At 67.9% G+C, this 10,170-nt stretch carries 10 protein-coding genes; 8 read left to right on the forward strand and 2 right to left on the reverse strand.

The window, feature by feature from the left end:
- Positions 1-1,075: 1,075 nt before the first annotated feature.
- The 4 genes from ABT186_RS46415 to ABT186_RS46430 all read left to right on the forward strand — a co-directional run bounded on the left by ABT186_RS46415 (position 1,076) and on the right by ABT186_RS46430 (position 4,337).
- Positions 1,076-1,363 carry a hypothetical protein gene (locus tag ABT186_RS46415; RefSeq protein ID WP_351236670.1) on the forward strand — a complete coding sequence of 96 codons (288 nt, stop codon included), beginning with the start codon at positions 1,076-1,078 and terminating at the stop codon, positions 1,361-1,363.
- Positions 1,364-1,459: 96 nt separating this feature from the next.
- Positions 1,460-1,999, forward strand: coding sequence for a GNAT family N-acetyltransferase (locus tag ABT186_RS46420; RefSeq protein ID WP_351930443.1), 540 nt, complete (start codon positions 1,460-1,462; stop codon positions 1,997-1,999).
- Between the two features lie 458 nt (positions 2,000-2,457).
- On the forward strand, positions 2,458-2,676 hold the full coding sequence (locus ABT186_RS46425) for a hypothetical protein (RefSeq protein ID WP_351236667.1): 219 nt from the start codon (positions 2,458-2,460) through the stop codon (positions 2,674-2,676).
- Between the two features lie 209 nt (positions 2,677-2,885).
- Entirely contained in the window at positions 2,886-4,337 is a 1,452-nt protein-coding gene (locus ABT186_RS46430) for a WGR domain-containing protein (RefSeq protein ID WP_351236666.1), read from the forward strand.
- 222 nt (positions 4,338-4,559) lie between these two features.
- On the opposite strand, the gene ABT186_RS46435 is transcribed toward ABT186_RS46430, so the two are convergent.
- Entirely contained in the window at positions 4,560-5,552 is a 993-nt protein-coding gene (locus ABT186_RS46435; RefSeq protein ID WP_351930445.1) for a phospholipase D-like domain-containing protein, read from the reverse strand.
- Positions 5,553-6,175: 623 nt separating this feature from the next.
- Here ABT186_RS46435 and ABT186_RS46440 point away from each other — a divergent pair.
- Together ABT186_RS46440 and ABT186_RS46445 are read left to right on the forward strand one after the other, a co-directional pair.
- Positions 6,176-7,222 (forward strand): Gfo/Idh/MocA family protein, encoded by a 1,047-nt coding sequence (locus tag ABT186_RS46440; protein ID WP_351930447.1) that lies wholly within the window; start codon positions 6,176-6,178, stop codon positions 7,220-7,222.
- 40 nt (positions 7,223-7,262) lie between these two features.
- Complete coding sequence (locus ABT186_RS46445) at positions 7,263-7,541, forward strand: hypothetical protein (protein WP_351930449.1); 279 nt, start codon at positions 7,263-7,265, stop codon at positions 7,539-7,541.
- 186 nt (positions 7,542-7,727) lie between these two features.
- Here the strand turns inward: ABT186_RS46445 and ABT186_RS46450 are convergent, their stop codons facing one another.
- On the reverse strand, positions 7,728-8,213 hold the full coding sequence (locus tag ABT186_RS46450) for a carboxymuconolactone decarboxylase family protein (RefSeq protein WP_351930451.1): 486 nt from the start codon (positions 8,211-8,213) through the stop codon (positions 7,728-7,730).
- Between the two features lie 131 nt (positions 8,214-8,344).
- Between ABT186_RS46450 and ABT186_RS46455 the strand changes: the two genes are divergently transcribed.
- Both ABT186_RS46455 and ABT186_RS46460 read left to right on the forward strand, forming a co-directional pair.
- On the forward strand, positions 8,345-9,325 hold the full coding sequence (locus ABT186_RS46455; protein ID WP_502973543.1) for an RNA polymerase sigma-70 factor: 981 nt from the start codon (positions 8,345-8,347) through the stop codon (positions 9,323-9,325).
- Between the two features lie 23 nt (positions 9,326-9,348).
- Positions 9,349-10,026, forward strand: coding sequence for a hypothetical protein (locus ABT186_RS46460; RefSeq protein ID WP_351930453.1), 678 nt, complete (start codon positions 9,349-9,351; stop codon positions 10,024-10,026).
- Positions 10,027-10,170: the final 144 nt, after the last annotated feature.

Below are 10,170 nucleotides of genomic sequence, written 5' to 3' on the forward strand. Positions count from 1 at the left end.
CTCAGACAACGTGATCGACACTGCGGAAGGCCCCGGATGCGACACCCGAAAAGAGTAGCAACTTACCCGCGTGATTTGCGGCGCACGACACTAGTGGGGTGACCACGAAGGTTCGCCGTGTCTGGTGACACGCCGTGTGGCGTTCTGGATGACCGGGTGAGTCGGCGTCACCCTCGACAGCACTGTGAGTTCAACAACAAGGGCGCGCTCGGCCTTGTGCTGAACATCGCCGTGCCGTGGACGACCCGCTGCCTGGACGCCACCGTCACCGCGCGGCGGGCGCTGCCTGCCGGCGCGCGTGACGTCCGGGACGAGGACATGGCCGGGCGCTCGCCGCTGCGCCATGCGGCCCTCAACTGCCTCCGCCGCTGCAGCTTCCGTGCCTCCATCCTCACGGGCGGGAGCCTGCGGCCCGTGCGCGACCCGGCCAAGTCGGCGTCGAAGAGGGCGAAGAGGGGCACCGCAGGGCTGCATCAGCCGAGGGCGGCTGGCGGCGTGCCGTCGGGGTTGCGCTTGCGCGATGTCATGGGCCCGCTGGGTCATATGGGCGAGGGTCTGGGTGGCGCCGTCGGGGGAGAAGGCGCTGTTGATTCCCTCTGCGGCTCCTTCGGCGGCCCGGATGGAGCGGGGCTGCAGGACGGTCTCGTAGGAGTGGACGGCGTCCTCGATGGTGGGGCTCGTTCGCAGGGCCCCTCAAAACCCCGGTGTTCTGCAAAACGGTTCTGACGCACTGTCGGGCTGGACCTGACGCCAGATCAAACCGCAAAAACTGCACCACGACGGGCCTGTCCGAAGTGCGAAGCCTCCGCCGGGACCGCAGCCCCGGACTGCCGAGGAAGCTCGGCCCGCCCGTCGTGCAGACTCCGGCGGCGCAGGCCGCTCCGCCGATTCGGTTCGGATACGCGCGCGTCTCGACCGTACAGCAGGAACGCGCCAGCCGGCTCGGCCCGCTCGCGCTTGCCGTCTGCGATCGGCTCTTCACCGAGAGGCTCAGCACCCGGATCAAGACGCTGCCGGAGCTCGAGAAGGCGTGGAGGCTGGAGTACGACTTCAAGGAAGCGGTCTCCAACCAGCCATGTTCTTCGCCGTTTTGCCCGCCGCCACGCAGATCGAGCGCAACTACCTCCGGGAAAAGGCCCTTCAAGGCCAGCACGTTGCCGCGGCGAGGGGCTACCACGGGGGGCGGACGAAGGGCATCGATGACGGCCCCTTCGTCTTCGCCCGCGCACTGAAGGACAACGGCGTCTCCGTCCCCGAGATCACAAGGGAGCTGACGGTCAAGTCCGGGAAGAACACGGGCAAGTCCCCTCCCGTCGCCTCGCTTGACCGGGTGCTCACCGAGGCCGAACGGGATGGTGCGTGATGCGATGGCGCGCGATTGCGGTAACGGCGGGAGTGGGCACTTCGGCGTGAGATGCTCAAGTGCCTGCTCAGAGAAGCGGACTGGGATACTCCCGCCATGGATGCTGAGGCGATCGGGATCGGTTCGCGACCGGACGTGAAGGTGCCTGCACGGGCCACTTCCGCACATGCCGCAGGTTGGGCGTTGCGTTCGGCGGTGGCGGCGGACATCGAGGCGATCGCGGAGTTGCGGGCCACGGTCATGCGTGCGGATCTGGAGCGCCTTGGTCGCTACGACGAGCACCGGGTGCGGCAAAGGTTGCGGGACTCCTTCTCCCTGCAGCACACGTCGATCATCGTGATGGACCGCGAACTCGTAGGATGCGTCACGATCAGGCCCGCGGAAGGCAGGCAGTGGCTGGAGCACTTCTACCTTGCTCCGCACCATCAGGGCCAAGGGCTCGGATCCGCTGTCCTGCGCACGGTATTGGAGGGGACCGACGCGCAGGGCATGACCGTGGGCTTGAACGTCTTGCAGGGCAGTGCTGCTCGTCGACTCTACGAGCGCCACGGATTCGTCGTGGAGGCCCAGGACCCCATCGATGTCTTCATGATGCGCCCGCCCGCGGCGACGGCAGGCACTCCGGCGAAAGCTTGACCTGTGGCGGTGCGACGGCCCCGCCTCCGTTCGTGAGGCTGTCCCTACGCCCGTGACGTGACTGCAGCCCGCACCGCTTCTTCAAGTACGACCCGGGGCGGGCCTCTTCGGCCATCTGCCATGCAATGCCCTTTGCGGCACCTTGCCGTACACATCTCGGCAAGATCGAGGAGTTGGCAGACCCTTGGCCCGCACGGTGCGAGACGGAACTGGGTGAGCGGTCCACGGTCTCCCGCGCCAGCGGCGTGCAGAGCCCGCTCAGCCCGGTCCCAACTGGCCGTTGTGGGACCGGATGCGAGGATGTGGGAGTGTATCGATACCTGGCGGTCCGTTCAGACTGTGGCTACGGCGAGAGCGTCCCGACATCGTTGCTGGTGGAGTGCCTGGACTCGATGCCCGCTCTTCGGAGGACGGACCTGGCCTTCTATGAGGCGCGAGGCACCCTTCACTGGTTCCACGTGACCATCGCCGCGTGCGACGACGCCGGCAACTACGCCGCCTACAAGGGCAAGGTGCCGCAGCGAGTCAACATGGTGGAGCTGATCTGCTCCTCAGCCGACGGCCCGCAGGCATACGAAGCCGTACTGGCGCTGGCCATAGGGATTGCCGATGAACTCGGTTGGGAGGTAGCCGACGCCGAGACCGATGAAGTCCTGCATTCACGGCCGTTCGGATGACTTCCAGCGGAGAGCGCCGCTGAACTTCGGCGTGTGACGTCGGACGGCCTCGGGCAGGTGATGCGCGCAACGGGATGAAGGGCTTCCCAGGCTACGGGTGGGGCGGCAGCGTAGACGCTGCGCCGGGCGATTGTCAGTGGCTCCCCCTACGGTTTGAGCAGTGGGACCTGCCGGAAAGGCCGCGGGTTTGCCCTGGGGAGGGGTCTGTCATGTCTACGGGGTCAACGGTGTCGACGACGTATCTGGAGCTGTCGCAGGAAGGCGGCGGCGCGCACAAGTTCTACGAGGTCGCCGTGGACGGCCTGGTGGTGACGGTGCGCTACGGGCGGATCGGTGTCGCCGGACAGACGCAGACGACGACGTTCCCCACGGCGGAGAAGGCGCGGGCCGCCGCGGCGAGGAAGGTCGGGGAGAAGGTCCGCAAGGGATACGCCCCGGCGGTTCCCGGGCAGCGCGCCCCGCGTCCCGTGACCCGGCGTCAGGTGACCTCGGCTCCGTCAACCGCGCGCGCCGTCGCACCCGTGCTGTGGCGGTTCAGCACCGGCTCGGCGGCGTTCGGTATCCATGTCGACGACGAGCGTTGCTGGGTCGGCAATCAGGCGGGCGACGTCTACACCCTGGACCACGAGGGTGGCGTCCTCGCCCGCTTCAGCCTGCCGGACGGCGTGAAGTGCCTGGTTGCCGACGACTTCTGGATCTACGCGGGCTGCGACGACGGCAGGGTCTACGACTTGTCCTCGAAGCTGCCGTTCGCCGCGTACGACATCGCAGCGGACGTCGACATCTTCTGGCTGGACATCCACGAGGGCATCCTCAACGTCTCGGACCGCGACGGACGGCTCACCGTCATCGACCACGAGGACGAGCACCAGTGGGCCCGCCGCAGCCAGGGGGAGCATGCCTGGATGATCCGCGCCGACGACCGGGCCGTCTACCACGGCCACCACCGCGGCGTGACCGCCTACGCGCCCGATGGCGGCGGCGAGCTGTGGCACACGCCCACCCGGGGCGGTGTCCTGTTCGGCTGGCAGGAGGACGAAGCCGTGTACGCGGGAACCGCGCACCGCGTGGTCCAGCGGCTGTCCAAGGCGACCGGTGCGATCGAGGCCACCTACGCCTGCGACAGCGCGGTGTATTCGTGTGCCACCTCGCCCAGCGGGCGGTTCGTCTTCGCCGGCGATGCGGCGTCGTCCGTCTACTGCTTCGACCGGGACGGGACACGCCTGTGGAAGCTCGGCACGGGCAGCGGCTCGGCGCTGTCGATGCAGTACCGCGACGAGCGGCTGTACTTGGTGACCACGGACGGCTCGCTGGTGTGCGTGGACGCGAGCGAGGCGGCCATCTCCGCGGCGCAGCAGGGCACGGTGCCGGTGGCGCGGGACGTCAAGCTCGCCGCGGCCCTGCCGACCTATGCGCCGGCTACGGCCGTAGGCGCGGTCGCCACTGTTGCCAACGCTCCCGCCGGGGCGGTCGTCGTCGAATGCGTCCAGGACGGTGGCCGCCTCCGCGTGCACGTGGTGTCCGAGGGCTACAACTCGTCCTGGAACGTACAGTTCCCGCGCGCGATACGGGAGCCGGGCACGCGCTATGTCGTGGACTCCCTCCACGCGGCGGCCGGCGGCTTCTACCGGGTCCGCGGTGACATCCAGCGGCTGCTGTGACCGAGGCGGACACGGCCTGATCGCGGTCTTCGACAGCAGCGGCCCGGCGGCCTGCCGCATCGGCCTAGCCTACACCCACGCGCGGATCACGGGGGGATGTCGCGATCGACCCCGTCCTCGAACCATGTGCTGTTGCCGGTTGCGTGGCGCTCATTGACGTCGGCTCCGGTGCCCGCGGCAGGCGGGTGCCGCGGGCATCAGAGCAGGGCCACCCGTTCCGGGTCACGCGGGAGTGCCGCCTGCGTAGTCACTGTTGAAGGTGGTCTCGATGGTGGTGGCCACGGCCTCGGCCACCCCGGTACCCGTGAGAATGAGGCCCAACTCCCGGTTGTTGCTCAGCGAGTTGCTGCTGATGTTCATGGAGCCCGCCTCCACCTTCTGGGTGGACAGACCGTAATCGGCGACCATCGCCTTGGCGTGAATGTAGAAGCCATTGGGGTCGGAGTATCCGACGACGGTGCCGCCCGCTGCCTTGATCGCGGAGACCTCGCTGGAGTAGCTGGACGGGCTCTCCAGGACCACCCGCACGGCCACGCCTGCCTGGGCCCGCGCCACGATGGCGTTGACCACCGTGCTGTCGCTGAGTTCCAGCTCCTCGATGTCGAGCTTCGCGGTGGCGCCGTTGATCAGGGACAGCAGGCGGTTGCGGGAGTCGGTGGGGGACCAGAGCAGATGGTCGCCGTCGGTCGGGGTGATCGAGGAGCCGGTGTAGTCCGCGTTGAAGACCTTCTCGATCGAGGCGACGTCGCGGGTGTCGTCGTCGAACACGCCGTAGTCACGGCTGGTCGTGTAGTACTGGGAGGTCAGGTTGCCGGTGAGGATCAGTGACTTGACGTTGTCCACCGTGATGGTCTTCTGGTGGGTGTAGACGAAGGTGGACGGCGACCACACCACTCCCACGCCCGCGCTCGTCAGGGCGTTGTACGCCGAGCTGTTGGCGGTCTGGTGCTGGCGGTCCAGGATGACCCGCACGGTGACGCCCTTGTTCTTCAGGGCTATGAGGTCGTTTACAGCCGTGGTGTCTTCCAGCTCGTACATGGTCATGTCGAGGGAGTTGGTGGCCGAGTTGATGAAGTCGTAGATGGTGGGCTGGCTGCCGCTCTGCGAGAAGGCGAACGCGGAGTAGCTGGCTGCGTTCGCGGGCACGGCGGTGGCGAGTACGGCGGCGCCGGCCGCCAGGGCGACACCTGCACGGCCGAGGACCTTCCACAACATGCGTGACTCCTAGTCAAGTTGGCGCTCACGGACGGGGTGGTGAGCGCGTGCATGACACCACGCGCGTAGAGTGCTGAGGAAGGGCCGGGTGGTGAACTTGGCGTAACGCCCCAGCCGTGCGTGCGGACAAAGGGGACGTCGCGCAGGTGGAAGGCGGTGCGGGCCATTCCCGTGAAATCGCAAAGGCTTCGTATCCGAGGGGCTTTGAAGGCGGCGCCCTTCTCTCCGGACGTCCCGGGTGAACTCAGTCGGCCTGACTTGCCGGCGGCTTGGCGCGGGGCAACATCTCGCACGCCGCCATCCACGCACGCCAAGGCTGAATGTGCCCGGCGGGGAGTGGGAACGACTGTGGCCGCTCCTGCCGGCCATCTCAACAGATGCCCGCATCTGCCCAAACTCGCCGCCACCGCCGCGCGCCGCGGCCTACGGCACGGCCTACACCCTTCGCCTCGCCAAAGCCGGCTTTGTTCACCCTGCAGCAGCCACACCGATCACCCTGTATCCACCCAACGTCATGCAACGGGCCGACCACCTCGAAGTGGAGGGGGTCTGCTGTCGAGTTCAGTGGATCACCCCACGCTCAGGCTTCTGCACCATGTAGCACGGCTGGCACACTGGGCCCCGTGTCCAGGGACCTTCGCATCGGACTGCTCGGGGCAGCCGCCATCGCACCCAGTGCGCTGATCAAGCCCGCGCGCCAGACGCCGCGCGTCACCGTGACCGCCGTCGCGGCACGCGACCGGGCACGCGCCGAGGCGTTCGCCCGCAAGCACGGCGTGCCCGTCGTGCACACCGGCTACGACGCACTGCTCGCCGACCCGCAGGTGGACGCCGTGTACGTGCCCCTGCCCAACGGGCTTCACGCCGAGTGGACACTGAAAGCTCTTGAGGCCGGCAAACACGTGCTGTGCGAGAAACCGTTCACCGCCAACCGCGCCGAAGCCGAGCGCGTCGCGGACGCCGCAGACGCCGCCTTCGCGCGCAGCGGCTTGGTGGTGATGGAAGCTTTCCACTACCGGTACCACCCGCTCGCCGAGCGGATGCGGGAGGTCGTGACCAGCGGCGAACTGGGGGAGCTGCACCGTGTCGAGGCCGAGGTGTGCTTTCCCCTGCCCCGGTTCAGCGACATTCGGTACGACTACACGCTGGCGGGCGGAGCGACGATGGACGCCGGCTGCTACGCGGTGCACGTCGCCCGACTTCTCGGCGCCGGCGACCCGGCGGTGACTTCGGCACGGATGCTGACGCTGCGCAAGGATCCGCGCATCGACCGCGCGGTGACTGCCGAGCTCGCCTTTCCGGCCGGGGCCACCGGGCGCGTCCGAGCGTCGATGTGGTCGCGCAGGGTGTTGTCCATCCGGGCCCGCGCGGTCGGGACGGTCGGCGAACTGAATGTGACCAACTTCGTGATGCCCCAGCTCTACCACCAGTTGACGATCCGTGCGCCGCGCAGCGCGGGAGGGCACGAACTGCGGCGGGAGCGCTTGCCTCGGAACCCGTCGAGCTACGCCTGCCAGTTGGCGGCGTTCGCCGCCGCGGTCCTTGATGGCGGCCCGGTGATTACTTCCGCCAGGGACGCTGTGGCGACCATGAGTGTCCTTGACAGCATCTACCGCGCCTGCGGGCTACCGCTGCGTGGCGAGACGAAGGGCCAGGCTTCGGCTCGGTGACGGCAGCGACCGCGGCCCGCCGAACGACACCGAGGAGGTGATGGGCGCCGATGAGATGCCCAGCGCCTGCCGTACGTTGACCAGCACGGAGTACTCGGGTTGCTTTGCCGGCCGACGATCCGAACGGTCGGCTGCCTTCCACGCGAGCCTCGAGCGCGCCCTCGACTACCGACGCCGCCCGCGCCGCCGTCGACGGCCACATCCGGATGCGATCGGCGAGACCGTTCCGTTCGAATCCGCCATCGATCTGATCACCAGCCTGGAGAAGGGCCGCAAGATCCCCGGCAGGAGACTCATTGTTCTGGACGCACGCCCCTGAGCAGACGCGTCCACCCGCCCGATTCCCCGCCGTGTCCACGGTCGGTACGGCGACATGCGCCCCGGGGCGCTGGTGAGCCGCGGAGACGACGGCGCGAGTACCGAATTTCCTCGACGCCATCTCCCGGACATGCGAGCGCCCGGCCCGGATCCGATGATCCTGGGCCGGGCTGGATTCGTACGCCTGTCAGTTGAACGCGGCGGCGAACATGCCGGGCTCGTAGGAACCGCCTTGCTGGTGCACGATCACGGCGAGCCGGTTGGCCGCGTTGATCAGAGCGACCAAGGAGACCAGCGCGGCGATCTGGTCGTCGTCGTAGTGCTTGCGTACCTGGGCCCAGGTCTCGTCGGACACGCCGTGGTGGGCGTCGGCGAGCCGGGTGCCCTCTTCGGCGAGCGCCAGCGCGGCCCGCTCGGCCTCGGTGAACACGGTGGACTCGCGCCAGGCGGCGACCAGGTTGAGCCGGACCGCGGTTTCACCCGCGGCCGCGGCCTCCTTGGTGTGCATGTCGATGCACCAACCGCACCCGTTGATCTGGCTGGCGCGCAGCGACACCAGTTCCTGCGTGGACTTCGGCAGCGGCGACTGGTGGATCACCAGGCTGGCGTTGGCGAACCGCTTGAAGAACTTGGCGGCGATCTCGTTGTCGAACATGTTGAATCGGGCGTCCATGACTTCGTCCTCACTCGTGGTGTCGCACTGAACGAACACGAGATGCCGGCGCCCCGCTCCTTGTGACGGGTCGGTGGTGTGACGTGTGCCACCGTTCATCGGTGTCACAAAGTTTCGGGCACCGGCGTCTTGTGCGCGTGGCACCGTCGAGAGCGAACAGGCAGGAGCAGCCGGTGAAGAGGGAGCACAGCCAGCGCACACAGGACACGGCCGGGCAGCTGGTCGGCGGCGGACGCACGGACCCCGCCATCGAGGCGTTCGTCGCCCATCGCAACCTGCTGTTCACCGTCGCCTACGAGATGCTCGGCTCGGCCGCCGACGCAGAGGACGTCCTGCAGGAGACCTGGCTGCGGTGGGCGGGTGTCGATCTCGGCACAGTACGGGATCACCGTGCGTACCTGATCCGGGTCACCACCCGCCAGGCCTTGAGCCGACTGCGTGTTCTCGGCCGCCGTAGGGAGTCCTACGTCGGCCCCTGGCTACCCGAGCCGCTGCTCACCGCCCCGGACGTGGCCGAGGACGTCGTGCTGGCCGACAGCGTCTCGATGGCGATGCTGCTGGTGCTGGAGACCCTCACGCCGACCGAGCGGGCGGTGTTCGTGCTGCGCGAGGTGTTCGATCTCGAGTACGACGAGATCGCCGAAGCCGTCGACAAGAGCCCGGCCGCGGTCCGCCAGGTCGCGCACCGGGCACGGGCACACGTCGCAGCGCGCCGGCCGCGAGGGGTCGTTTCCCCGGCCGAGACCCGAAACGCGCTCGATGCGTTCCAACGGGCGGTTGAAACAGGCGATCTGCAGAGCCTGCTCGACATCCTCGCGCCGGATGTCGTCCTTCTGGGTGACGGTGGCGGAGTCAAGCAGGCCGTCCTGCGGCCCATTGTGGGGGCCGACAAGGTGAGCCGTCTGCTGGCCGCCGGGCTGGGAAGGATGACCGCGACGTCGCCGCGACCGGCACAGGTGAATGGCTACCCGGCGCTGATTCTCCGCCTGGACGGCGCGATCGACACCGTCGTGGCGGTGCGCATCGACGACGGCCTCGTCACCGGGCTCTACGCCGTGCGCAATCCCGCGAAACTGTCGCACATGCAGCGAGAGACCGCCCTGCGCCGCTGAGCCCGGTGCGCAAAAATGTCTGAATGACCGGGGAAACGGTGTACGCATCACCTGACGAAATGCGTTCCTACCTCATGGACCACCTCAACAACGTGCTGCGCAGGCCGGGTATGTACGGGGACGTGGAGGCGGCCATGTGGATGGTCGTCAACCACCTCCTCTTCCTGGAGCGACGGCCTGAAGTCTGGGAGGAGCAGAAGCGCGCCTGGGGCCGACAGGGGGCATGGAGTCCGACCGGTGTGAAAGGCGCGTTCAGTCCTTTGCTACCGCCCGACCATGGATGCAGCGTGGCTTCCGTATACGCAGAGTTCGCACGTCGGCAGGGATGGCTCAAGCCCGACCGGGTCCTGGACGCCGAGGCGTACGCGGCCATGCGGAGCACCGTCCGTCAGTGGGGCCAACGCGATCGGGTGTGGGCCGACGTAACCGCCGCCTTTGGCCCCCCATCGGTGCTGTTCGGCGGCGCCAATCCGTTCTACCGAAAGACGCTCGGTTACCTGACTGAGGATCTCGCGCAGCCGATGGTGTTCTTCCACCTAGGGAACCGCGCCGATCGTGACACTGAATCCTGCTGGCCACCAGCACTCACGGAACCGCTGCTCCTGGCTGTCCGCTGCGGTGACGGCAAGTTCGCAGACAGCTTCACATTCACCCCGCAGGGTCAGTGCCTCCGACCGAAGGGCACAGAGTACCTCCAGTGAAGGCGCCCCCTTTTGGAACGCCGGACAGGCGACCCGCCCCCACAGGGTGTTACCGGGATTCTTGCATACATCCCCGGCGTTCAGGCCGGGGATGTATGCATCTCAAGGCTGTTCTGACGTGCACTTTAGAGCGGACGTTTTTGC

The organism is Streptomyces sp. NPDC001634, from assembly GCF_040298185.1.
Lineage (GTDB): Bacteria > Actinomycetota > Actinomycetes > Streptomycetales > Streptomycetaceae > Streptomyces.